Source organism: Nocardia sp. NPDC051832 (assembly GCF_040681285.1).
Taxonomy (GTDB): Bacteria; Actinomycetota; Actinomycetes; order Mycobacteriales; family Mycobacteriaceae; genus Nocardia.
Window position 1 is genome coordinate 640483 of the sequence record NZ_JBFAYL010000001.1, and the last position, 24213, is coordinate 664695.

23 protein-coding genes are annotated in these 24213 nt (G+C 69.3%); 13 read left to right on the top strand and 10 right to left on the bottom strand.

The features are described from left to right. Positions 1–25: 25 nt before the first annotated feature. A complete protein-coding gene (locus AB0M14_RS02555) occupies positions 26–679 on the bottom strand; it encodes a hypothetical protein (protein WP_364987741.1) in 654 nt (217 codons plus the stop codon). A gap of 116 nt (positions 680–795) precedes the next feature. Here AB0M14_RS02555 and serC point away from each other — a divergent pair, with 116 nt between their 5' ends. From serC to AB0M14_RS02570, 3 genes are all read left to right on the top strand, one after another. After that, positions 796–1920: a phosphoserine transaminase gene (serC, locus tag AB0M14_RS02560; protein WP_364987744.1), complete on the top strand. Its 1125-nt coding sequence runs from the start codon at positions 796–798 to the stop codon at positions 1918–1920. A gap of 225 nt (positions 1921–2145) precedes the next feature. Beyond that, entirely contained in the window at positions 2146–3318 is a 1173-nt protein-coding gene (sepH, locus tag AB0M14_RS02565) for a septation protein SepH (protein ID WP_364987747.1), read from the top strand. Between the two features lie 365 nt (positions 3319–3683). After that, on the top strand, positions 3684–4430 hold the full coding sequence (locus AB0M14_RS02570; RefSeq protein ID WP_364987750.1) for a hypothetical protein: 747 nt from the start codon (positions 3684–3686) through the stop codon (positions 4428–4430). 29 nt (positions 4431–4459) lie between these two features. Here AB0M14_RS02570 and AB0M14_RS02575 read toward each other — a convergent pair whose 3' ends face one another. Then, positions 4460–4744 carry a DUF2537 domain-containing protein gene (locus AB0M14_RS02575; protein WP_364987752.1) on the bottom strand — a complete coding sequence of 95 codons (285 nt, stop codon included), beginning with the start codon at positions 4742–4744 and terminating at the stop codon, positions 4460–4462. Next, a complete protein-coding gene (locus AB0M14_RS02580; protein ID WP_364987756.1) occupies positions 4741–5544 on the bottom strand; it encodes an RNA methyltransferase in 804 nt (267 codons plus the stop codon). The genes AB0M14_RS02575 and AB0M14_RS02580 overlap by 4 nt, the downstream gene beginning before the upstream one ends. Before the next feature lie 130 nt (positions 5545–5674). On the opposite strand from AB0M14_RS02580, the gene AB0M14_RS02585 reads away from it, so the two are divergent. Both AB0M14_RS02585 and AB0M14_RS02590 read left to right on the top strand, forming a co-directional pair. After that, complete coding sequence (locus tag AB0M14_RS02585) at positions 5675–6883, top strand: GNAT family N-acetyltransferase (RefSeq protein ID WP_364987760.1); 1209 nt, start codon at positions 5675–5677, stop codon at positions 6881–6883. Positions 6884–6930: 47 nt separating this feature from the next. Beyond that, entirely contained in the window at positions 6931–7344 is a 414-nt protein-coding gene (locus AB0M14_RS02590) for a YccF domain-containing protein (protein WP_364987763.1), read from the top strand. Between the two features lie 3 nt (positions 7345–7347). On the opposite strand, the gene AB0M14_RS02595 is transcribed toward AB0M14_RS02590, so the two are convergent. Next, positions 7348–7779 carry a MarR family transcriptional regulator gene (locus tag AB0M14_RS02595; RefSeq protein ID WP_364987765.1) on the bottom strand — a complete coding sequence of 144 codons (432 nt, stop codon included), beginning with the start codon at positions 7777–7779 and terminating at the stop codon, positions 7348–7350. Positions 7780–7893: 114 nt separating this feature from the next. Between AB0M14_RS02595 and AB0M14_RS02600 the strand changes: the two genes are divergently transcribed. After that, positions 7894–8133, top strand: coding sequence for a DUF2530 domain-containing protein (locus tag AB0M14_RS02600; RefSeq protein ID WP_364987769.1), 240 nt, complete (start codon positions 7894–7896; stop codon positions 8131–8133). Here AB0M14_RS02600 and AB0M14_RS02605 read toward each other — a convergent pair. Next, the gene (locus AB0M14_RS02605) at positions 8130–10178 is read right to left on the bottom strand and encodes a neutral/alkaline ceramidase (RefSeq protein WP_364987772.1); all 2049 of its coding nucleotides are present in this window, start codon (positions 10176–10178) and stop codon (positions 8130–8132) included. The two genes, AB0M14_RS02600 and AB0M14_RS02605, sit on opposite strands and share 4 nt — an antisense overlap. Before the next feature lie 127 nt (positions 10179–10305). Between AB0M14_RS02605 and AB0M14_RS02610 the strand changes: the two genes are divergently transcribed. Beyond that, positions 10306–10932 (top strand): TetR/AcrR family transcriptional regulator, encoded by a 627-nt coding sequence (locus AB0M14_RS02610; protein WP_364987775.1) that lies wholly within the window; start codon positions 10306–10308, stop codon positions 10930–10932. A 3-nt stretch (positions 10933–10935) separates the two neighbouring features. Here AB0M14_RS02610 and AB0M14_RS02615 read toward each other — a convergent pair whose 3' ends face one another. Both AB0M14_RS02615 and AB0M14_RS02620 read right to left on the bottom strand, forming a co-directional pair. Next, the gene (locus AB0M14_RS02615) at positions 10936–13971 is read right to left on the bottom strand and encodes an ATP-binding protein (RefSeq protein ID WP_364991232.1); all 3036 of its coding nucleotides are present in this window, start codon (positions 13969–13971) and stop codon (positions 10936–10938) included. Beyond that, a complete protein-coding gene (locus AB0M14_RS02620) occupies positions 13968–15869 on the bottom strand; it encodes a DUF3027 domain-containing protein (protein ID WP_364987779.1) in 1902 nt (633 codons plus the stop codon). Before AB0M14_RS02620 ends, AB0M14_RS02615 begins: the two co-directional genes overlap by 4 nt. A 17-nt stretch (positions 15870–15886) precedes the next feature. Here AB0M14_RS02620 and AB0M14_RS02625 point away from each other — a divergent pair, with 17 nt between their 5' ends. Genes AB0M14_RS02625 through AB0M14_RS02635 form a run of 3 tightly spaced genes read left to right on the top strand, consistent with a single transcriptional unit; the run spans position 15887 to position 19065 of the window. Beyond that, positions 15887–16660: a glutaminyl-peptide cyclotransferase gene (locus AB0M14_RS02625; RefSeq protein ID WP_364987782.1), complete on the top strand. Its 774-nt coding sequence runs from the start codon at positions 15887–15889 to the stop codon at positions 16658–16660. Positions 16661–16718: 58 nt separating this feature from the next. Next, a complete protein-coding gene (locus AB0M14_RS02630) occupies positions 16719–18482 on the top strand; it encodes an MFS transporter (protein WP_364987785.1) in 1764 nt (587 codons plus the stop codon). Beyond that, positions 18475–19065 (top strand): DUF2771 domain-containing protein, encoded by a 591-nt coding sequence (locus AB0M14_RS02635; protein WP_364987788.1) that lies wholly within the window; start codon positions 18475–18477, stop codon positions 19063–19065. The genes AB0M14_RS02630 and AB0M14_RS02635 overlap by 8 nt, the downstream gene beginning before the upstream one ends. Positions 19066–19140: 75 nt before the next feature. Here AB0M14_RS02635 and AB0M14_RS02640 read toward each other — a convergent pair whose 3' ends face one another. Then, the gene (locus tag AB0M14_RS02640) at positions 19141–19566 is read right to left on the bottom strand and encodes a cold-shock protein (RefSeq protein WP_364991235.1); all 426 of its coding nucleotides are present in this window, start codon (positions 19564–19566) and stop codon (positions 19141–19143) included. A gap of 157 nt (positions 19567–19723) precedes the next feature. Between AB0M14_RS02640 and AB0M14_RS02645 the strand changes: the two genes are divergently transcribed. Together AB0M14_RS02645 and AB0M14_RS02650 are read left to right on the top strand one after the other, a co-directional pair. Further along, the gene (locus AB0M14_RS02645; protein WP_364987791.1) at positions 19724–19954 is read left to right on the top strand and encodes a hypothetical protein; all 231 of its coding nucleotides are present in this window, start codon (positions 19724–19726) and stop codon (positions 19952–19954) included. Positions 19955–20338: 384 nt separating this feature from the next. After that, positions 20339–20956 carry a resuscitation-promoting factor Rpf1 domain-containing protein gene (locus AB0M14_RS02650; RefSeq protein ID WP_364987793.1) on the top strand — a complete coding sequence of 206 codons (618 nt, stop codon included), beginning with the start codon at positions 20339–20341 and terminating at the stop codon, positions 20954–20956. 78 nt (positions 20957–21034) lie between these two features. Here AB0M14_RS02650 and AB0M14_RS02655 read toward each other — a convergent pair whose 3' ends face one another. After that, positions 21035–21223 (bottom strand): hypothetical protein, encoded by a 189-nt coding sequence (locus AB0M14_RS02655; RefSeq protein ID WP_209884268.1) that lies wholly within the window; start codon positions 21221–21223, stop codon positions 21035–21037. A gap of 97 nt (positions 21224–21320) precedes the next feature. Here AB0M14_RS02655 and AB0M14_RS02660 point away from each other — a divergent pair, with 97 nt between their 5' ends. After that, positions 21321–23609, top strand: coding sequence for a helicase-associated domain-containing protein (locus AB0M14_RS02660; RefSeq protein WP_364987797.1), 2289 nt, complete (start codon positions 21321–21323; stop codon positions 23607–23609). Here the strand turns inward: AB0M14_RS02660 and AB0M14_RS02665 are convergent. Then, positions 23606–24082 carry a hypothetical protein gene (locus tag AB0M14_RS02665; RefSeq protein ID WP_364987801.1) on the bottom strand — a complete coding sequence of 159 codons (477 nt, stop codon included), beginning with the start codon at positions 24080–24082 and terminating at the stop codon, positions 23606–23608. The two genes, AB0M14_RS02660 and AB0M14_RS02665, sit on opposite strands and share 4 nt — an antisense overlap. Positions 24083–24213 lie beyond the last annotated feature (131 nt).

Here is a 24213-nt window from a genome sequence, read left to right on the forward strand (position 1 = left end):
TAAAAGTTCGATAAGGGTGCGGCCGTTATTCCTCGCCCAAGGACGCCGCCCAGTCCACGGCCACAGTTTCGCCGTGGTCCACGGTGAAGAACGCCACTTCCAAATTCTGGCCGAGGTCGACCAGCCCGATCGCGCTCAGCGGCACCGGCTGGATCAGGCGCACATGCCACGGTTTCGGTTCGTCCCAGGCCCGCAATTCCAGGTCCAGGCGCAGGACCGGGTCCTCCCGCCCGGCGTAGTCCGCGGCCACGGGGGCCGCGGCGAGCACCGTGGCGTCGGCCCGGCGGCCGTTGGCGAGGATCTTCGAGATGCTCACGGTGGTGGCGTCTCCGGAGTCCGGCACGTACAGCACCAGCCGGTCCGGATCGCCCGGATCGGCCCGGCAGCACACCACATCGCCGGGCTGCATCCGGTCCACGTCCTCGGCCCGCACCCGCTGGCGTACCCGGGTGTCGTAGGGCCGCACCCCGTCCAGCTGTACCTGCACCGTGAACACGCACTCGGACTCGGTTCCGTGCGCGGAACTCTGGCGCACGCTCAGCACCGTGGCGGTGCCGGCCGCCCCGTGTAGCAGCAACTCCCGCCGCGCCGCGTCCGACAATGCCCCGTTGCGCCCCTCGAACATCCGAGATCGTCGTGCGCGCAGCAGCCACCCCGAGTTGACCGACGCCATGTCCATGGGCGGCTACGTTAGCTCCTGGGGGGTGGCGGCCGGTGGAGCTTGCCGGAACCGGCGGGGTGGATAAGCCCAGTGTGGTAGGCGACACAGCAATACCACCCTCTAGTCTGTTCGCCATGACCACTGCGCTTCCGACCATTCCCGCCGACCTCAAGCCTGCCGACGGACGGTTCGGCTGTGGCCCCTCCAAGGTGCGCCCGGAACAGCTGCAGTCTCTAGTCGACACCGGCGCTTCCGTATTCGGCACCTCGCACCGGCAGAAGCCGGTCAAGGACGTGGTGGCCCGGGTGCGCGGCGGCCTGCGCGAGCTGTTCCAGCTGCCCGAGGGCTACGAGGTGGTGCTGGGCAACGGCGGCACCACGGCGTTCTGGGATGCGGCGGCCTTCGGCTTGATCCGGGAGCGTTCGCTGCACCTGACCAACGGCGAGTTCTCCTCGAAGTTCGCCTCGGTCGCCAAGGGCAACCCGTTCATCGGCGACCCGATCGTGGTGAAGTCCGAGCCGGGCAGCGCGCCGGAGCCGACCTCCGATCCCTCGGTCGACCTGATCGGCTGGGCGCACAACGAGACCTCCACCGGCGTGGCCATCCCGGTGCAGCGCCCCGCGGGCTCCGAGCACGCCCTGATCGCCATCGACGCCACCTCGGGCGCGGGCGGTCTGCCGGTGAACATCGCCGACTCCGACGTCTACTACTTCGCGCCGCAGAAGTGCTTCGCCGCCGACGGCGGCCTGTGGGTCGCGCTGATGAGCCCGGCCGCGCTGGCCCGGGTCGAGGAGATCAAGGCCTCGAACCGCTGGACCCCCGAGTTCCTTTCGCTGCCGATCGCGATCGACAACTCCACCAAGGACCAGACCTACAACACCCCGGCCCTGGCCACCCTGCTGCTGTTCGCCAACCAGATCGAGTGGCTGAACGGCAACGGCGGCCTGGACTGGGCGGTCAAGCGGACCCTGGATTCGTCCTCGCGCCTGTACTCCTGGGCCGAGTCCAGCGAATTCGCCACCCCGTACGTGGTGGATCCGGCGCACCGCTCGCAGGTCGTCGGCACCATCGACTTCGCCGATTCGGTGGACGCGGCGCAGGTCGCGAAGGTGCTGCGCGCCAATGGGATCGTCGACACCGAGCCGTACCGCAAGCTGGGCCGCAACCAGCTGCGCGTCGGCATGTTCCCCGCCATCGACCCGGAGGACGTGTCGCAGCTGACCCGTTCCATCGACTGGGTCGTCGAGAACCTGGCCTAGCGAATTCGCGGTAGTGCACAGTTGATTTCCTGCGACACACCGGAATTCGACACGCCGTAGATCGAATTCTCGTGAGTCGAACAGAGCAGATTAGCGGGTGTGGCGCGTTTTGGGCCGACATTCGGCCCGCGTGTCTTGCCTCGAGAACAACAACTGTGCACTACTGTTTCGCAGGAGCAGTGGGCGGTGGGCGGTGTCGCGAGCCGACGCGATAAGGAGGTAACGGTGCGTGAACTTCGAGTGATCGGGGTGACGCCCGACTCCACGCACATCGTGTGTATCGACACCGAGACCGGAAACAAGTACCGGCTGCCCGCCGACGACAAGCTTAGAGCCGCAGCCCGCGGAGACCTTGCCCGATTCGGCCAGATTGAGATCGAGATGGAAGCAACTATGCGTCCCCGCGATATTCAAGCTCGTATCCGTGCCGGGGCCTCCGTAGAACAAGTCACCGAAGAATCCGGCATGCCCGCCAGCCGGGTCGAGCGGTTCGCCTACCCGGTGCTGCTGGAACGCGCCCGGGCCGCGGAGCTCGCGCAGAAAGCCCATCCGGTGCGACCTGACGGGCCCGCCGTGGAAACCCTGATCGACATCGTCACCGCCGCGTTCACCGAGCGCGGGCACACCCTCGACAACGCCGAGTGGGATGCCTGGAAGGACGAGAAGGGCTACTGGGTCGCCCAGTTGCAGTGGCAGAACGGCCATTCCGAGATCGCCGCGCATTGGCGCTACCAGCCCGACGCGCACGGCGGCTCGGTCTCCCCGCTCGACGACCCCGCGGCCGACCTGGTCGATCCCGATTTCGGCCGCGCCCTGCGCGGGCTCGCGACCATCCTGCCCGCCGCCGCCGAAGTCGAAGCGCCCGTGGCGGAGCCGGAGCCGGTCGTGGCCGAGACGCCGCCGCAGCGGCCCGCCGAGACCCGTCCGGCCACGCGCGAGGCCATGCTGCCGCCGCGTCCGGCGGCCCGGCAGAGCCAGCCCGCCATCGACGAGTACTACGAACCGCAGCGCGCCGTCGCCGCGGGCGGCAGCGCCGCCGCCATTCCGGCCGCGAGCACGCCGCCGCACGCACCCGCCACGCCCGCACCACCGGCGCCTGCCGCGCCCGCGCCCGCCGCGGCGAGCACTCCGGCCGCGGCGGCGAGCACCAGCACCACGCCCGCCGCCGCGGCTACCAGCACCACTCCGGCCGCCGGTGGCGCCGCTCCGCAGCAGGCCGCCGACCCGCAGCCCAGCACATCGGCCGCGCCCGCAGCCGCCGCCACTCCGAATCCCGCTCCGGCGGCGGAGAAGAAGCCCAAGCCGGCTCCGGCCAAGGCCACCCGCAACAAGCGCGGCAAGGCGCCCATGCCGTCCTGGGAGGACGTGTTGCTCGGCGTCCGCAGCTCCGGTCACTGACCTCACTGCGTCTACCGCGAATTCGCCAACGCACCAACAGATTTCGATTGCACATGGGTAGCTCGCCGGAAACGAGCTAACTCGAGTCCCGCAGCGAAACGTCGGCCGCGATGTTTGCCGACACGCCGCGTGCGTCTGGCTTGAAGGCGCGGGGAGGCAGATGAGAAACTCGAATTTTTGAGTCTCCCTGGCGTGTTCGCATGCCGAACCGGCGGCATTGACCGATTTGTGCGGGTAGATTTTGATGTAAGTCGTCGACACACACGTCGGTGGCGGGCAGTTCGCGGTAGCCGGAAGGTGTGCGCCGACGCCGAGAGTTGCTAAGGGTTTGCAACGCTGGTAGCGACCATCGGGAGGTGCCGTCCATGCTGTCCAAAGCCTCGACACTCTGGTACGTCGACGCCCCCGACCCGTTGGCCGTGTTGCGGGATCACCGCGATCCGGACCCGGAAGCCGCTCTCGCCCTGGCCAAACAGCTGCACACCGAGCGCGACGTGCTACCGATCATGGTCGGCACGCTGGCCGGATGCGCCGGACCGGCCGTCGACGAGGTGTACATCGGCTGCTACCCCGGTGTCACCGTGGTGTGTTCGGCGCAGGCCGCGCTGATCCGGCCGACCGCGCTGCCGGAACTGCTGGTGCGCCCGCTGGCCTCGGAACACACCTATCTGATCGCCTTCGATTCCGCTTACGCCTGGGGCGCCTACGCGCATTGGGAGCGTGGCGAATTCCGGCGTTCCTTCAGCTCGACCCGGGTGAACATCCTGGAGGACGAGGGCCTGCCGCTGGTGTGGGAACGCTCGTACTGGGCGGGCGAACATCCGGTGCGCTGGCGCGCGGGCGAACTACCCGATCCGCAGATGCTGCCCTTCGATCCGCCCGACTTCGCCGACGCGGCCAACCACGAGTGGCTGGGCTTCCACTACCGCGCGCCCGGGCCGCCGGAAACGCCGACCCCGCGCGATATCGCGGTGTGCGGATTCACGCTGTATCCGAAGGGACAGGCGCCGGACCCGGCCACCCTGTTGCCGGCGGAGGAGCCCGACCTAACCGTGCGGCCGCAGCGCCGCAGCATCCTGCACTGGATCCGCGGACGCGACCGCGTCTCCTGACCGAGCCTCTGCTTGCGCGCTCGAACTGGTCAGCCGAAGACGAGGCCGACGAACAGCGCGAACCAGGCCAGCAGCACCCCGGCGGCGATTCCGGCGACCACCCACCTGGTCACCGGAGCCGCGCGCCAGCGCCAGGCCGTGGGTGCGGCGCCACCCGCCGCGACCAGGTTCACCACGATCGACAGCAGCGGATGCACCTGCGTGAGCGCGTCGCCGAAGGAGAAAACCGCCGCCGCGGTCAGCAGCGCGACCAGCACCGACACGGTGATGCCCGAGGCCCACGGTGTCGGGTCGCGAAAGTCCGCTGAATTCACGATGTCCTCACCCGCTCATAGAACGCCATGGCGGCGGCGGTCGCCACATTGAGCGAATCGGTGCCCGGCGACATCGGGATCCGCGCCCGGATGTCGGTGGCTCGCATGGCTTCTTCGGTCAATCCCGGCCCCTCCGCCCCCAGCAGCAATGCCACCCGCTCCCCGCTCAGCGCGGTGGCCAGATTCACCGCGGCCGGATTCGGGGTCAGCGCGATGATCTGAAACCCTTTGCCGCGCAGTATATCCAGGCCGTCCGGCCAATCCGGGACGGCGGCGAAGGGTACCCGCAGGACGTGTCCCATCGAGACCCGCACCGCGCGCCGGTACAGCGGATCCGCGCAACGGTCGCCGAACAACACGGCGTCGGCGCCCAGACCTGCCGCGTTGCGGAACATGGACCCGAGATTCTCGTGGTCGTTCACGCCCTCCAGCACCGCCACGGTCCGCGCGCCGGCCAGCGCTTCGTCCAGGGTCAGTTCCCGCGGCCGGGGCGCGACCGCGAGCACGCCCCGATTCAGATGGAATCCCACCACCTCGGCCATCAACTCGGCACTGGCGCGGTAATACGGCACATTCACCCCGGCCAGATCCGCGGCCAGCTGCTCATACCGTTTCCCCACCCCGAGCAGCGCGCTCGGCGTGAACCGCGAATCCAGCATCCGCTGCACGACTACCACCCCCTCCGCGATCACCAGCCCCTTCCGCCCCGGCAGATCCGGCCTGCGGTCGGCGGAGGAGAGATCGCGGAAATCGTCGACCCGCGGATCCGCGGGATCGCCGATATCGATCACTTCAGCCACGGGCCCTATCCTGCCGGGTCGGGCGATCAACACGGCACACCGGTCGGTCAGCGCAGCCACGCCGTCCGGCCGGCGGGACACATCCAAAAGAATTCGGGTGCGCCGGGCGACGGCCTCGTGGGATCGTCGGATGATGACGGTGGTACCTGGGATCACTATTCGTTCGGCCGAGCCCGCCGACGCGGACGCGGCTCGGTTGCTGCACGCGACGGCGTTCACCATGCATTCCGACCCGGAGTACCGGGAGCGGTCGGAACGGCTGTTCACCCCGGCGGACGACATCGTCGCGGTCGAGGGTGACCGCGTGGTCGGCCGGATCAAAGCTCGGACGATGACGCTGACCGTGCCGGGTGAGCGGACCGTGCCGGCCACCGGCATCGCCGGGGTCGCGGTGTCGCCGATGTACCGGCGGCGCGGGATCCTGCGGGCCATGTACACCGAACAGCATCGGCGTACCGAGGCGGCAGGGGTGCCGTTGACGATCTTCACCGCCAGTCAGGGCGGTATCTACGCGCGATTCGGGTACGGGCCCTCGGTCCGGGAGAGCCGGGTCACCATCGATCGCCGATTCGCCGAATTCCTTTCCACCACACCGGATCCGGGTGGTGTCGAGCTCGGCGAACTGCCCGCCGCGGAAGCGGCCGTCAAGGAGATCTACGACCGGTGGCGCAGGCTCACCCCTGGCGCGCAGGTCCGTCCCGACGCCTCCTGGGAGATCCGGTTCAGCGATCCGGCGGCATGGCGCGACGGCGGCACTGCCCTGTTCGTGCTGCTGCACCCCGACGGGTACGCCCTCTACCGCTACCACCATCGGGACGCCGGAACCGCGGTCGAGATCGTCGAGATGCGCACCGTGACCACCGACGCGCACGCCGCCCTCTGGCGCGCGCTGTTCGGCCTGGAGCTGGTCACGCACATCGAGGCGTTCCTGCCCGAGCACGACCCGCTCCCCTACCTGCTGACCGATCTGCGGCTGGTACGGACCGCGGGCCGCCACGACACCCTGTGGCTGCGTCTGATGGATGTCCCCGCCGCCCTGACCGCGCGCGCCTACCGCGCCGATCTGGATGTCGTTCTGGCCGTGCACGATCCGTTCCGCGAGGCCGGCGGCACCTTCGCCCTCGCCATCCGCGACGGCCGGGCCGAATGCGCGCCGACCACCCGGACACCGGATATCGAACTCGGCATCGACGTACTCGGCAGCCTGTACCTCGGCGCATATCCGGCGCGGGTGTACGCCGCGGCGAACCGCTTGCAGGCCAAGGATTCCCGGCACCTCTACGACCTGGAGCACGCCTTCTCGGCGGACCGCGACGCGGAGCTCGGGTGGCATTTCTGAGACCTTGATCCCAGCTTCCTGTCAGAATCCCGACGTATCCTGGGCCCATGAAGCCGATTCAGCTGGTTCTCAACATCCTCTGGCTCATCTTCGCCGGGTTCTGGATGGCGGTCGGCTATGTCATCGCCGGCATCATCTGCTGCCTTCTGATCATCACGATTCCGTGGGGCATCGCGTCCTTCCGGATCGCGGCCTACGCGCTGTGGCCGTTCGGGCGCAGCGCCGTGGAGAAGCCGGGGGTGCGCCCCGGTTCGATGATCGGCAACATCATCTGGTTCGTCTTCGCGGGCTGGTGGCTGGCGCTGGGGCATCTGCTGACCAGCATTCCGCTGTTCATCTCGATCATCGGCATCCCGTTCGGCTGGGCGAACCTGAAGATGATCCCGCTGTCGCTGTTCCCGCTCGGACGCGAAATCGTGGACAGCGACCAGCCTTTCGGTGCGCGGGAGTACGCGCGCTGACCCTTACTCGGAGTCGGTGACGATCTGCTTCATGATGCCGACGGCCCGGGTGAGCACGACCAGTTGCTCGTCGGTGAGCTGCGAGAGCTGCTCGGTCATCCAGGCCTCGCGGGCACTGGCCTCGTCGTCGATGAGGGCGCGGCCCGCGTCGGAGAGCGAGACGATGATCTGCCGGCCGTCGGTGGGGTGCGGTTTGCGCTCCACCAGCTCCAGGTCGGTGAGCGAGGCGATCACCCGGGTCATCGAAGGTGGCTGCACCCGCTCCTTCGCGGCTAGCGCGCCCGGGGTCATGGCGCCGTCGCGGTGCAGGGTGGCCAGTGCGGACAGCTGGGTCAACGAGATCTGAGCATCGGCTCGGCGGCCCCGCAGATGTCGCGTCAGCCGTACCACGGCGAGCGAGAGCTCGCCGGCGAGGGCTCGAACATCCGATGGCATTGTCACAAGGGCAAACGATACGGGACCTGCGCAGGGCGGGCAGGCGGTATCAGAGCATCGCGTCAGCGATTGAGGAGCGATGGCCGGGCGACGGGAGGACGCTAGGCTGGTCGGGTGACCCAGAAAGTTCCGGAGATCCCGCCGCGCTTCACCGATCCACGCCCGGTGCTGGCGGTCGGCAGCGCGCTCTGGCTCCTCGCGACGATCGTGGTGTGGGCCAGTGGGGACCGCTGGGAATCGTTGCGGCCGGTCTGCCTGATGGGGATGGGCGTCGGCCTGCTCGGCCTGACCATCTTCCTGATCCAGCGGCGGGGCGCTCGCCGCGGCGACAAGGGCGCGCAGACCGGGCTCTAGGTCACCGTGAACTCGTCGCTGGTTCCGGTGAACGGGCGCAGGGCGCCGTCGCCGCCCAGACTGTCGGCGAAATGCACGAACCGGTAGGCGCCCGCTTCGGCGTCGGCGGGGATGTCCCAGGTGAACCGGGCCACGGATTCGGCGATGCCGCGCTTGCTCCAGTGGTAGCGGACCGCCCATTCGCCCTCGTTTGCCACGCGGACCCAGGCACCGGAGCTGTTGCGGCGCTGGACTTCCAGGAAGGTGCCGTTGCGGCGCGGGTTGTGTTTCGGGTGGGCGGAGACGAATTCGGCGGCGGCCTGGGCGCCGCGCTGGTAGGCGGCGGCCGGCTGGGTCAGCACGTCCCCGAACGCGCGGCCCGCGGGTGTGGCGTCCGGTCCCGGCGCGACCGCGAAGTTCGGCTGCATGTTCGAGACATCGCGCGGCGCGGGACCGCGTCCGATCGGCTGGCGGGCGGCGAACGCCGAGGCTAGTCGGGTGAATTCCTGGAGGTAGGCCGGAAGTGTGTAGCGGCCGAACAGGGTTGAGCCGCCCTCGTACTGCTGGGCGTCGTATTCCTCAGGGGTGGTGACGTATTCGTGGTAGGTGTTCGCGTACCCCTGGAGCAGCACCTGCTCCAGCGGAACGCCGAGCGTGTCGGCGACCACCCGGCGGATGCGCAGGCCCGACACGATCGTGAACTCGCCGCCCGCGGCGGCCAGGTATAGCTCCCCGATCCGCATGATCTGGATGGGCACCACACTGGGCACCCAGCCCAGCAGGCCGAGCGGCGCCACAATCGCCTTGGGGGCCTGGGCATCCGCGAGCCAGGCGGGCGCGGGCTGGCGCGGATCGCCGACCGCCTTCAGGAACGGGTTGCGCACGCCCTCCGGGATCGGGATGCCGGGCAGCCCGGGCCCGTCCTCGGTGCTGCCCGCGATCAGGGCGACGCCGGCCGCGGCGGGCGAGGTGCGGTTGGGCCGGCCGTCGGTGGTGTAGCGGCCCTCGACCGCGATATCGGCCAGATCGATGTAGCAGAGCAGCGCGTCGACCGTGCCGGCGATCGATTGCGCCTGCGCCAGGGCGGCTTTGGCGGCCCGGTACTGGCGCTCACCGATGATGCGGGTGTTCTCGAACTCGTCGTCGGTGGGGCCGGAGGTCGGGCTCAGGTTCAGGTTCGGCGACATGTCGCCGGCGTTGGTCTGGGCGAAGGCGGATACGAAATCCGGCCTGCCGTCCAGGTATCGGACGCCGTGCTCGGTGTGCTCGTGCGCGAACGAGGCGTAACCCTTGTTGTCACCGCTGATCAAGCGATTCTTGTTGCTCATCGAGGTGTTGTGGGTGGCGAACCAGGTGATGGCCCCGACTTGCTTGCCGCCCTTGCTGATCGAGAGCGCGGTCACCGCGGGGTCGATTCCGGCCGGCGGGAAGTAGTTCTTGTCCGCGTCGGGATTCCGGTCGAAGGCGACGCGCGAGCGGTTGACACTCGCGTCGTGCAGTTCGCCGCGTCCCAGGGCGAGCGTGCCGGGGCTCAGGTCGGCGTGCGCGGCGGCGATGGCTTCCACGATGCCGTGCACCTCGGCGTCGTAAACCTGTTGCTGGAAGCCGAGAATCGCAAGGTTGTAGGCGTGGTCGTGGCTGGAGCCGCCGCAGGTGGCGTGCGAATGGGTGGAGGTGAGCAGCACGTTCTGCTCGGTGTAGAGATCACCGAAACGCCGTGCCAGCTCCAGCATTACGCCGCGGTGCACCGATCCGAAGATCATCCCGTTGTCGGCTACCACGAAGACGACTCGCTTGTCGCCGTCCGCGACGAGGAAGGCGCGCACCCGCGGGCGCAGGTGGATGCCCGCGGTGGTCTGCTCCAGCTGGGAGTAGCCCATCATGCCGCATTCGGCGGCCGGACCGGTGATGTCGGACAGGCCGATTCCGATCAGGTAGCCGCCGGCGGGCGCGGCCGTGGCGGTGGCGCTCCGCGCGCCCGGAATACCACCTGCCGCCGCGGCGGTGGCCAAGGTCGCCGACCCCACTACGGTCCCGGCGAGAACGGTCCTGCGCGACAACGGCATACGGGCACTCCTTAGTCTCCGCTGGCACTGAACCACAGAACTGGACATCCGTCCAGTGCAAGTTTTTCCAGCCAGCGAATTGACTGCACGCGCCACGAGCGCTTAACTCCCTGGGGTGTCCTCCCGATTGAGCGTCGAAGAACGACGGGCCCACCTTATCGAGGCGGCCATTGGGCTAGCCGAGAAAAAAGGCGTCGCCGGTGTGACCACGCGTGATGTGGCTCAGGCGGCCGGAGTCTCGCTCGGTGTGGTGCATTACTGTTTCGAAAATAAGGACGCGCTGATGACCGAGCTGGTCAAGGCGCTGGCGATGGAATTACGCGATTCCGTCGACGCCAATGAAACGGTTTGGCAAGACGTCGGAAGTGGAAAAGAAGCACTTCAAAAATTGGTGCGCACGGCACTCGAACTCATGTGGCTCAACATTGAAGCCACACCCGAGCGTCAACTACTCACCTACGAAACCACGACTTACGCCTTGCGCGAAGGTGAGCAAACCCCCGCGAAACTCGCCATCGCGCGCGAACAGTACGCGTTCAACGACGCCACGGTGGCCGACATCCTCGACCACGCCCGCGATGCCACGTCCAACCAGTGGACGGTCCCGGTGCTGTCGCTGAGCCGGTTCGTGCTCGAGGTCATCGACGGCATGGTGCTGCGCTGGCTGGTCGACAACGACAGCGAAGCGGTACGCGGACAGCTCGATCTGCTCAGCGAAATGCTCACCAACTACGCGGTTCCCACCGGTCGCTGACCGTCAGCGCGGCTCGGGGATCCGGACGTGTGTCGTGGCCCCTTCGCGCCACCACGGCACCTCGACGGTGCCCTGGGCGGCGCCGTCCAGCCGGATCCGCAGCTCGTCGTGCAGTACCAGATCGCCGTCTTGCGTTGGCTGCGTGAACATTTCGCGCAGCACCACGCCGAGCGGAGCCGACGCCCAGTTGGTGCGGCGCCCGGCGCCGAGCACCTCGGCGGTGACGGCGGCGGAGACCGGCGGCAGGTCCAGCAGGGCCGCGAGGGCCGAGGCGTGCTCGGTACCGCCGAACACCAGGCGCTCCGGGGGGACGGCCAGGGCGAACCAGGGCTGGTCCAGGATCAGCGCGTCGCCCGGATCGATCACCGCACCGGACAGGGCGCGGACCCGATCCGGTAGTTCGAGCTCGGCGACGTCGAGCAGCTGGGCGGCGACCGCGGCGGCCAGCCTGCGGTGTGCGCGCGTAACCGCCTCGGGGCCAGGAGTTTTCGCCGGATCCGCGAGTGCCGCCAATAGGGCGGCGGCGAGCTCCGGAGACATGGTCCGCGAGTCGGCGAAGACCGCGCGCAACGCGTCGAGATCGGTGCGGCCGAAGCCCTCGAAATCGAATTCGGCCAGCAGACCGGCGAATTCGGGATCCGACGGATGCCGCAGCAAGCCGAGCGGGGTGCCGTCGATGCGGGCATGCCTGCGCAGCCACCACGCGGTGTAGCCGTTCGGGTCGGCCAGCAGCCGGCGGGTGTGCGGCTCGGAGACCAACTGCAGCAGCGCATCCGGCCAGGCGACCTCGTCGACCAGATCCAGGTCGCGGACCGCGGCCAGCTCCCGCGGGTCGTCGGAAAGTCCGGCCCACCACTGCGCTTCGTCATCGAGATGATGATCCGGGCCGGTCGGATCCTCCTCGGTGACGACGCCGAAATCCCAGCCGACGCCGATCGCCCGCAACGCCTCCGCGCCGTAGGCGTCCACCAGTTCCTTGTCGACGGTGCCGAGCGGGGCGTCCGCGACCAGCAGCGGATACAGCGGGGCGTCGGGCAGCAGCAGCTCGTCGGCGGGTCGTGATTCCCCTGCGGTGTCGGGCAATTCGAGCATGCCGAGCCACTCCGGCAGCAGCGCCGGATTGGCGTGCACCGCCAGCCGCAGCACCGCGTCCACGGTGTCCTCGTCCGCCGGACGCTCCTCCAGCTCCGCCCGCAAGCCCGGGTCACTCAGCAGGTCCTCGGCGGTAGCCGACCGCGCCCCCAGCCGGGCCAGCAGCGGATGCGCCGCCTCCGGATGCACCAGCCGCGCCCAATGCACCGGAACAGCCATCTCCAGCTGATCATCCAAAACCACAGTGCGCGGCCCGGTCACCACCCGGCCGTCCGCCAGCGGCACCGCGAGCGCCCCCAGCTCCTCCGCCGCCAGCGGATCCAGCACGAACGGCTCCAGCGCGTCGTACAAGCGCCGCCACCACCCCGGCTCCCGCTCCAGCCCGCTCGAAAGCTCCGCCAGCCGCGCCAAACCCAGCCGATGCACATCGAGCACATTCAGCGCCTCGGTATGTTCGCGGCCGGACAGCTCCGGAATGACCAACGGCCCGACCACATCATCGAGCAGGCCGGCCAATTCCGCTGTCAGGCCGGTGAATACGCTCGCCCGCGTGGGCACGGCGTCGGGCCCGGTGGACTCCCCCGCTATCGCGGTGTCGGCGAAACCGTCGAGCTCAGCGAGCCCCGACGAGCCGACGACATCCCTCGAAGGGGTGCGCCCGGCGACCACAGGCAGCCAGGAGCCAGTTTGCAGCTCCCGGGTAACTGCCTCACGGATCAGGCCGTCAGCCTCGCTACGGGCGAATCCGGGCGCAGGAACCAGCACCAGACGGTCAGTGGGTGGCAGCGCTCGTGCGAAATCGGCATAACCAGCGGCCAATTCGTCCACCCGCGCACCCGGAAGCAACCGGCGGCGATCCGGCTGCATCGGAATGTCCGCGATCAACACCGCGGGCAGCGACAGTTCCTCATCCGACCGCGTAGGAGCCCGCAGCACATCGTTCCCAGCCGGAACCGCTTTGCCGCCACGCACGGGCAGCAGCCAACGCGCCCGAGAGGTCTTGTACTGCCACCAGATCCGCCGTTCGAACCCCGGACCATCGATCCGCAATTCCTGAAGTCCATCGCCCAGCGCACTGACGACGCTGACGATCTCGTCGTCGCCGATCCGGATGCTCTGCAACGCGGGCAGTTCCAACAGCAAGTCGGCAGCCTCGGCCAGCATGCCTGCCAGCAGCGACTCGGCGTCTACGTCATCGCGCAGACGCAGCACCACTTCGGTGTCCGCGCCCGTCTCAGGGCCTGCGCTGCCGGGCCACGCCAACCGCAGTGCAGGAGGAACGAATTCGTGCGGGGCAGCGGACCCGCGACTCACCCCATGAGCAGGCGTCGCACTGCCGGTCTCGCCGGCCGGCTCCAGATCCGGCGTCGTGGAATCGCGGCCCTGGGCGGCGCCGAAGTCGTCCCCGCGGTCCGCGGCGCCGACTCGCGGCTGCCCCTGCCCGACGTGGCGCTGACCAGATGCCGATTCGGTATCGCGGATCGACCCCTCGGGGGTCTGGATCCCGTTGTCGTACAGCGCCTCCGCGGTGAGTTGGCGGGAGAAGCGCAGGGAGCCGGTGGTCGAGCGGATTTCGATATCGTCGCTGACGGACAGGACGGCGGTGAAGCCGACGCCGAAGCGGCCGACGGTGGTGGGGTCGGCTTTGCCGGAGGCGCGGAGGGCGGTCAGGGCGTGCACGCCTGGGAGGTCCAGGGGTGCACCGGTGTTCGTGATGTGCAGGGTGCGGCCGTCGAGGCGGATGGTTACCCGTCCTGGGACTTCCGCTTTGGCCGCGGCGTCCGCGGCGTTCTGGGCGAGCTCGGTCAGCAGGCGGTCGCGGTAGCCGGCGCGCACCAGGTCGGCCTCGGTGGCGGCGTCCTCGCGCAGGCGGGTGGGCGAATCGCGCCAGGCGGCAAGAACTCCCGCACGCAGCTTCGAGGTGCCGAACGGGTCGGCGTCGCTCAGTTGCGCGATGACTCGGACTCCGAGTCCGCTACCGCGGCATCGCCCAGCATCTCGACCTGCTCGGCCACGGCGACCTCACCCTTGCTGTCGGCCACGTAGGTCACCGGCTCCTGCGCGTCGCCCTCGCCCGACTCCGCATCCGCATCCGCATCCGCGACAACCTCGCCTTTGCTGTCCGCCACGAACGTCACCGACTCCGCGGCAGCGGATTCGGCCGATTCCGCGGCGACAACATGCGCATCCACCGGATCGGCCCCGGACGCATCAGCCCGCACCGCAACGTCGCCCTTCGGCCGCACGCTCACCGCAGTGGACGCCGCCTCGGCATCGCCCGCCGAATCCACCTCGAGCGCGGAGTTCACCTGTGCCACACCGTTCTTCGACGGGGCATCGGCAGCCGCCACCGCTGCTTCAGCACTAGGCTGGGCAACTTCTTCAGCACTAGGCTGCGCAGCTGCTTCGACACCACCCGCAGCAGCGGATTCGCTCACCCTGGCGGCAGCAGACTCGTTCACATCGGCGGCAGGCTCGCTCGCGCGCGCAGCAGATGCCACAGCCTCAACACCCGGCTCAGCGTTCTCCACTGCACCTGTCGCGACAGCCTCGACACCCGGTTCAACAGCAGCCGAGTGCGACTCGGCGTCAGCAACTGCGATCGGCTCAACGGCCGCCTCGGACTCGACCCCAGCAGCCGCGGTCTGCGATTCGACACCAGAACCCGACTCGGCTCCAGCAACCGCGATCGGCTCAACGGCCGCCTCGGACTCGACCCCAGCAGCCGCGGTCCGCGATTCGACACCAGAACCCGACTCGGCCTCAGCATCCGCGATCAGCTCGGCAACCGCCTCGGGCTCGATCGACGTGGCGGTCTGCGCCGCGACCGGCTCTGCAGCGTCAGTGGTCTGCGTGTCGGCATGCGACTGCGCTTCGGTAGCCGCGACGGTCGACTCGGATTCGGTTGCCGCAGTGGGATTCGCAGCCACATCCGAACGGGCCGCTGCTTCGGCGGCAACGACCGGTTCGGCAGCAGCGTCGGTCTGCGGGTCGAGACCCGACTGCGCTTCGGCAGCCGCGACAGATTCGGCGGTCGGCTCGGATTCGGCCGCTGCTTCGGTGGTGGAGTTGCCGGCTGACTTTTCCGGCTTGCGCAGTGCCTCGGCGGGGATGACGTCGTAGGCGGCGTCGTCGTAGGCCTCGTACAGGGGGGAGCCGCCGCCGGTGGGGGGCGCGACGTCGGAGTGGGCGCCGCAGCCGTACTCTGTGTGGACTACGCGGCCGTCCGCGCCCATGGCGTTGGCGCAGACGCCGAAGGCGGCGCGGAGGGCGCCGGCGAGGGGGAGGTAGAAACCGCAGAGGCCGCAGGTGGAGGGGGCCGCCTTGGCCATGTCGGTGTCGGGGCCGAGTTCGGCGTACCAGCGGTCGGCGGCTTCGGCGCGGCCTTCCAGGCTGAGCACCTGGGTGCGGCCGAGGCCGACCTCGAAGGCGACGTCGTCGACGACCGGGTCGCCGGTGGCGACGTAGCCGGGCGCCAGGCGCGGATCGTTGGCGGGCGGGGCGAGCAGGTCGCCGGGGGCCAGATCGCCGGGGCGGACCCGCTGGTCCCAGGGCACGAAGTCGGGGGCGACCAGGGCGTCGGGCCCGGGCAGCAGCGCCGATTCACTGACGGTCACATACTCCGCACCGGGCGGCGCCGCCACCACGACCGCCCACTGCCAGCCGCGGTAGCCGGCCAGGGTGGCCTCGAATCGGTGCGTCGCCGCGCTCTCGTCCTCGGCCGACACGCCGAGGTGGGTGCCGACCGCCGACGGTTCCAGCTCCAGGAGCGCACGGCGGGCCACGTCCACGGCATCGGCCAATAGGGGCCTTACACCGGGCTCCGAAACACTTACTGCGCTCACGGCCTACATTTTGCCGTATGGAACGCAATCCGCGTTCGTTGGCCATGGCTGTTCTTTTCTGCCTGCTCACAGTGAGCGGCTGCGGCGGCGCCGACGATGACCCCGAACGGCTCCGCATCGAGGTCGTGGGCACCCGCCCGCACGACCCGCAGGCCTTCACCCAGGGCCTCGAGGTGCACGACGGCGTGCTGTACGAGAGCACCGGCCTGACGGGCAGGTCGTGGGTGCGCGCCAGCGATCTCGACACCGGCGCGGAACTGGCCCGCGCCGACACGCCCGGCGAAGTCTTCGGCGAGGGCATCGCCCGGACCGGATCCACCCTCTGGCAGCTCACCTGGAAGGACCACACCGCCTACGCCCGGGACCCGGACAGTCTCGCGCTGCGCGGCGAGGCGACCTACGAGGGCGAGGGCTGGGGCCTGTGCGCCCGCGGCGACCGCCTGGTGATGAGCGACGGCACCGGCACGCTGACCTTCCGCGACCCGGTCAGCTTCGCGGTCACCGGCACGGTCGAGCTCGGCGGCTACCGCGGCGCACACCTCAACGAACTCGACTGCGCCGCCGACGGCACGGTCTACGCGAACGACTACCCCACAGATCGGATCCTCCGCATCGATCCCGAGTCCGGGCGTGTCCTCGCGGTGATCGACGCGCGCGAACTGCTCACCCCGGCCGAACGCGCCCGCACCGATGTTCTCAACGGCATCGCTCACCTGCCCGGCACCGATCGTTTCCTGATCACCGGCAAGTATTGGCCGACGATCTTCGAGGTGCGTTTCGTCCCGGTGTGAGGCACCGAACCGGACGGCCTGGATACCGCACAGTTGCCGATCAGTCAGAATTGAGCGTGTGACTACTCCTCGTGATCCCACCGGTCCCGACCGTGGTCCCTGGGATGGCGTGGAAGATCCACCGATCCATCGGCACCCCGGGTTCGACAGTTATCCACCGCCGACCCGCCCCCTGCCGCCGCTGGGTTCCGAACACCGCCGCTGGGGCGACACGGCCGGCGGGGCGGGTAAACCCAGCCCGCGCCGGGTCTTCCCGAATCGGCCGAAGCCGCAGCCGCTTCCGCCGACGCGCCCGGAGGCACTGCCCCCGGCCCGCCCGCAGCAGCAAGCGCCGCCGCCCGAACAGACCCAGCAGATCCCGCCCGCCGAACCGGCCGGCCAGCGTGTGCCGCGCAAACTCACCGTCACCCGGGTCGCCGTGATGCGCGGCCGCGAGCTCACCGAAAAGGGCTTCGCCACCTTCCAGCGCGCCGCGAAGGCCGACGGCGCCGACAAGTCCGGCCTCACCGCGCTCACCTACGCGACCATGACGAACTTCGCCCTGGACGCGGCGATCGCGGTGGCGTTGGCCAACACCTTGTTCTTCGCCAGCGCGACCGCCGAGAGCAAATCCAAGGTCGCGCTGTATCTACTGATCACCATCGCCCCGTTCGCGGTGATCGCCCCGCTGATCGGTCCGCTGCTGGATCGGCTGCAACGCGGCCGGCGACTGGCGCTCGCGACCTCGTTCGCGGTGCGCGCGGTGGTCGCGGTCATGCTGATCTTCCAGTTCAACAACATCGCGCTGTACCCGCTCGCGCTCTGCATGATGATCGGCAGCAAATCGTTCTCGGTGCTCAAGAGCGCGGTGACACCACGCGTGCTGCCGCCGGAGATCGATCTGGTGCGGACGAATTCCCGCCTCACCGTTTTCGGTTTGGTCGGCGGCACCATCGGCGCGGGCGCGCTGGCCGCGCTGGCGGCCTATCTCGCGGGTTCCAACGGCGCGCTGATCCTGGCCGTGCTGATCGCGCTGGCCGGCACCTATCTGAGCCTGCGGATTCCGCGCTGGGTCGAGGTCACCGAGGGCGAGGTTCCCGCGACGCTGGGCTATCACGGCGAGGAGGCCCGCACCGAAGTGCTGCGTGAGGTCGCGCCCGATGTGCCGGCGCGCCGCCGCCGGCAGCCGCTGGGCCGCGCCGTGGTCACCGGGCTCTGGGGCAACAGCGCCATCCGCGTGCTGACCGGGTTCCTCACCTTCTATGTGGCCTTCGTCGCCAAGGCCACCGAGCACCGTCCGACCCAGCAGGCCATGATGCTGCTCATCGTCGGCGCGGCCGCGGCGATCGGCAATTTCACCGGCAACGCGACCGGCGCCCGCCTCAAACTCGGCCGCCCCTCCCTGATCGTGGTGGGCTGCACCGCGGCCTGCACCCTGGTCGCCATCTTCGCGATCCTCGCCGATAACCTGCTGGGCGCGGCCATCGCGACGCTGGTCGCCTCCGCCGCCAGCGCGCTGGCGAAGGTGTCGCTGGACGCCGCGATCCAGGATGATCTGCCGCCGGAGTCGATCGCCTCCGGTTTCGGCCGGTCCGAGACCGTGCTGCAGCTGTCCTGGGTGATCGGCGGCGCCGCCGGCGTGCTGATGCCGACCGAGTGGTGGAAGGGTTTCGCGCTCGTCTCGGTGATACTCGTGCTGGGCCTGGCGCAGACCTACCTCAGCTACCGCGGCCATTCGCTGCTGCCCTTCATGACCGGCAACCGGCCGCAGCACGTCGAGCAGAAGGTGCCCGGCACAACGACATTCATCCCCCGACCGACTGGAGATCCCCTCAGTGAGTGAGCGACGTAAGCTCAGCGGCCGCACGATCATCGCCCTACTCGCGGTGGCCGCGCTGATTGTCGGAGTGCTCACGGCGGTGCTCACCGTCAACGCGGTGCGCAACGCGCCGAAGCACGCGCCAGAGCTCACCGCTTACGCGCACGGGGAAACGGTCGACGTCACCCCGTTCGCCTACTGCGCCGTCACGATGCGTGACTGCCGGGTACTGCCGCGGAACGCCACCGACATCGCGGGCACGATCTTCGAGAACCTGCCCTGCGAAGCGGCCGGTTGCGAAACGGGCCGGACGATCGCGCTGCCGGTGCCGCCGGGCTACCCGCTGCAGCTGTCGCTGCCTCGGCAGATCACGGACGCGCCGTGGCGGGCGCAATTGGTGTACGCCACCGAGGACGGTCGACTCGTGGAGACGGTGAAGAGCGCCAAGGACTACCCGGAGAACGCGCGAGCTCTGACCATCGATTCGCGTCCGATGCCGGAGCTGCGGCTGGTCGGTGTGGAACTTCAGCTGCTGACCCTGGCCCGCGACGAGACCGGCGAGACCTTCCCGATCCCGCACGCTGCCTGGTCGATCGTGACCATGTAGGACAGAAAAGGAGCCCATCCGGTGGATGGGCTCCTTTTGGTTTGTGGACCCCGGCGTTCGCCGGGATGCCAGGACCTAGTGGTCCAGCTCGCGCGCGACCGCCCGGACGACCTCCGAGATCCGCTGCGCCATCTTGCGATCCGGGTACTTACCCTTGCGCAGATCCGGCTGCACCTTCGTCTCCAGCAGGGTGATCATGTCTTCGACCATCCCGTGCAGTTCGTCGGCGGTGCGGCGCGGGGTGGCGGGATCCTTGTGCGCACCGCGCTCGCGTTCCTGCCCGCGGCCCACCGACGGCGGCGCCTCCAGCAGTTTCAGGCTCAGCGCCTGCGGCCCGCGGCGACCCGCGGCCATTCCGAATTCGACGCGCTGCCCCGGCTTGAGGGATTCGATGCCCTGCGGCAGCGCCGAGCTCCGGACATAGACGTCCTCCCCCTCATCTTGGGAAAGGAAGCCGAAGCCCTTTTCGACGTCGTACCACTTCACCCTGCCGGTCGGCACTGCGCTCACCCGTTCATCATCGACACTCGGAACCCCAACGGCCCGAGCAAATTTTCTGCTTGCGAAAAGAACGCGCCCCACAAGCCTGCAGGACGCGATTGCCCCCGAGTCTACCCCGGTGACATCCCCCAGGGCACACCAGTTTTACGGTCGACCGGTGACGAACCCCTCCGCACCACAACCGCCGCGCCGACCCAGCGACTGGTTTCTGCGATCGGCCCTCGGATTGTTCGCGCTCGGGTTGCTGGCGGTCGTCGCGATCTTCGTGACCCCGATCGTCAGCGACGCCTCCCCCGGACTGTGGCTGTACCTCACCGCGATGCTCGCGCCGCTGGGCTTCATCCTCGGCCTGGGATACGCGCTGTGGTCGGGCCGGCGCGCCAGGTGAGTTACCCGAGCCGCCCGTTACCGAATCCTGGATGTGATCCTGATCACATCACGGACGGGTCACGGGACGGCGTCGAACCGTTACCGGGCGACCTGAGCGGCTTCTAGCTGCGCAGAAGCACTTTCGCGCCACTGGGCACCGTGCCGAGACCTTCGCATACACGCCGGTTATCAAATAGTGATTTTTCGCGGCGATCGTCGTACCGTCTATTCCAGCCGGGGCACCCCGGCACCACCGGCCCGCCGCACCGAGCCTCACCCCGCGGGTACCGGACCCCGACTGGATCAGGGGTGAGGGCGGGACGGACGACCTCTCAGTCCGTTTCCGAGCGCTGGATCTTATTCAAGACGCCTCGCAGGTGCGGACGAGAGGAAGACACCGGATATGAGTGGACGCCATCGCAAGCCGACCTCCACCGGTCGCACCGTAGCCAAGGTCGCCGTCACCGGCGCCATCTTCGGCACCGCGGGCGTGGCCCTGGCCGGAAACGCCAGCGCGGCACCCGACTCCGACTGGGATCGCCTCGCACAGTGCGAAGCCGGCGGCAACTGGGGCATCAACACCGGCAACGGTTTCCACGGCGGCTTGCAGTTCTCGCCGAGCACCTGGAACGCCCACGGCGGCAAGGAATACGCTCCCACCGCTTACCAGGCCTCCCGCGAAGAGCAGATCGCCGTCGCCGAGAAGGTCCTCGCCTCGCAGGGCTGGGGCGCCTGGCCCTCCTGCTCGTCCTCCCTGGGCCTGCGCAGCGCGCCGACCCAGCGCGATGTGCCCGCCGAGCCGTCCACCCCGAAGTGGAACCCGGCCCAGGTGCAGGCGCCCGACACGCACCAGGAGATCTACCAGGCTGTCGACCGCGCCGTCGCGCTGGTGCAGCAGCAGGGTGTGCAGATCCCGCAGCCGGCCCTCGACTTCTTCAACGCCGCCAAGGGCAGCGGAGCCAAGCTCGATCCGGCCATCGTGAACTTCTACGAGGCGAACAAGGGGCTGCTCCCCTCCTGACCCGACGTTCGTCAACAACAAGGCCCCCGCATCACTGTCGATGCGGGGGCCTTCTTGTCTGGCTTTCCAGCCCGGAAGTCAGCGGTTGATCACCGTGTGCGGGTGCATGTACGGCAGCTGCTCGGCCGGGACCGGAAACTCGGTGTCCTCGCCGAACGGCGAAAGCCCACCGGAGCGGGTCGACGACAGTTCGGTGACGGCGTGGTCACCCTCGGCCAGCTTCGGCCAGCCATTGTCGACATACGGTTTCTTCGATTTGTTCACCACGGCCACATGCTAGCGGGAAGCCCTTGTCCAGTGCACGACCAGTGGCACGTTCCGCCCGGGACAGCGGGCAACAAACCAGCACCGTACGCTGGATCCGATGAGCGCGACCTCTTTGGCCGGGTGGCTCGGTGCCCGGTCCGACGCCCAGCTCGTGGCCTTGCTACAGCTGCGCCCCGATCTAGCGGTACCGCTGCCCTCGTCCATGCAGGTACTTGGGGCGCGGGCCGAACAGCGGGCCTCGGTGCTGCGCGCTACCGATGATCTGAACACCCTCGAGTTCGCGATCGTGGAAACCCTTGCCGTGCACAAGGCGTCGAACGACGCCGCTCCGCTGGGCCGTAAGGCGTTGCAGGCGCAGTTGAAGGGCCGGGTCACCAAAGCCGCGCTGGACGCCGCCCTGGAGCGCCTGACGGCCCGCGCGCTGGTCTGGCTCGACGGCGACGACCTGCACCTGGTTCCGGCCGCCGCGGAGGCGCTGCCGTGGCCGATCGGGTCGACCACGGAGATCCCGGACGCGCTCACCGAACCCGAAGTGATCGAGGCGCTGCGGGACCTGCCGCCCGCCGCCCGCGCGCTGCTGGACAAGCTGGCGACCACCAGCCCGCTCGGCCGTACCAAGGACGCCGCGCCCGGCGCCCCCGCCGACCGTCCGGTGCCGCAATTGCTCAGCCGCCGGCTGCTGCACTGGATCGATGACGAGACGGTTGAGCTCCCGGTCACCGTCGGACAGGTGCTGCGGCGCGAACCCGTCACCCATCCCCATGCGCTCACACCCCCGAAACCGGAACTGCGCAAACAGACTCCGGCCGAGGTGAACGCCGTCGCGGCGGGCGAGGTCGGCGAACTGCTGCGGCACTGCGAAGACGTGCTGGAGGCGCTCGGGCAGGGGCCCGCGCCGGCGTTGCGCGCGGGCGGGCTCGGGGTGCGGGAATTGCGCCGGGTCGCCAAGCAGACCGGAGTAGACGAGACCCGCGCCGGGCTGCTCGTCGAATTGCTCGCCGCGGCGAAGCTGGTCGAGAAGGGCCTGCCCGAACCCGCGCCGGGCTACGACAACGCCGACGACTACTGGGCGCCGACCCCGGCCGCCGACGGCTGGCTCGACGCACCGCCCGCGCGGCGTTGGACGGCGCTGGCGCTGGCCTGGCTGGAGCTGGACCGGCAGCCGTGGCTGATCGGGATGCGTGACGCCAACGACAAACCTTTGGCCGCACTGTCTTTCGAGCTGCGCGTGCCGAACGCGCCGCGCGACCGCCGGACGATACTCGCGCTGCTCGCCGAGTTCCCGACCGGCACCGCGCTCGAGCCCGCCGACATCGGCCGCCTGCTGGCCTGGCGGCAACCGCGCTGGCGCAGGCACTTCCGGCTGGAGGCGGTCGAGCACACGCTGCGCGAGGCGGCCGAGCTGGGCTTCATCGGCCGCGGCGCGCTGGCCTCGGCGGCCCGGGCGCTGCTGCACGGCGCGGCCACCAGTGCCGCCGACGCCGAAGCCGAGATGGAAGCCACACTGCCGGACCCGCTGGATTACGTGCTGGTGCAAGCGGATCTGACAGTCGTCGCGCCCGGACCGCTCACGCCCGAGTTGCAGCAGCGGGTCGCCCTCGTCGCCGATGTCGAATCCGCTGGCGCGGCAACGGTTTACCGGATCGGCGAGGCTTCGGTGCGGCGCGCGCTGGACGCCGGGATGACCGCCGCCGAACTGCACGCCTTGTTCAGCACGCATTCCCGGACGCCGATCCCGCAGGCGCTGACGTATCTGATCGACGACGTCGCGCGCAGGCACGGTCAGCTGCGGGCCGGAATGGCGCAATCGTTCGTGCGCAGCGATGATCCGGCGCTGCTCGCGCAGGTGCTCGCGGCCCCGGTGGCGAGCACGCTGGCGCTGCGCGGGATCGCACCGACCGTGGCCATCGCGCAGGCGCCGCTCGGGGAACTACTGGAACAACTGCGGGCGGCCGGCTTCGCGCCCGCGGGCGAGGACTCCTCCGGCGCGATCGTCGACCTGCGCCGGCGCGGCGCGCGAATCACGGTGCGCCCCAACGCTCGTGCGCCCTACCGTCCGACGCCGCCGAGCACCGAGCAGCTGGAACTGCTGGTGGCGGAGCTGCGGGCCGGGGACCGCGCGGCCAGCGCGAAATCCGGCCGCTCGGTGCGCGCCGACGGCACCCGCACCAATACCGCCGCGACCCTGGCGCTGCTGCAACTGGCGGCGCGGGTGCGGCGGCCGGTGAACATCGGATACGTCGACGCGCAAGGCGTGGCGTCCCAGCGCGTGGTGGAACCGCTCAAGGTCGGCAACGGTCAACTCGACGCGCTCGACCCGGTGACGGGCGCGGTCCGGCACTTCACGCTGCACCGGATCGCGTCGGTGGCACTGCTGGACGCTTAGGGCTTGCCCAGGCAGAACACGGTTTTCGGGTCCGCCACGGTGATGAAGTTGGCGCTGCCGCTGCATTCGAACTCGTCGGCGGAGCCGTCCACGCGCTTGACCACCTTGATGGTGGCTTCCTTGGTGCCGCACTCGGCCCACTTGTACGGGGCGGAGCCGACCTCGTTGTAGCAGGAGTCCTGCTTGAAATTGGGGGCCAGGCACATGAAGCCGCTGCCGGGCTGCGCGGAGTACCTGGTGTATCCCGAGGCGCACGGGGTGTCTTTGTCGAAGGTCTGGAAGACCTTGTAGACCGCCTTCGGCGAAGCGCAGTCGATCGGCTCACCCTTGGTGGCGTTCGGCGCGTTGTCGGTGATGTTGATGCAGTCCCCGACCTTGGTCTGGGCTACGCCGGACTTGCTCGAGTCGTCGGAACAACCGGTTACCGCGACCGCGATAGCGGCCACCGCCAGGAGGGCACCTGGGAATCTCACGGGAAAACCTCTCTCACCGAACAGGTCCACGTTGATCGTGAACGCGGTGAGGATACCGTCACGCGTGCGGTGGCCGCATCTACGACCTCGGGGCTAGAGCATGCCCAGCCCGAGCATGCCCAGGATCGTGA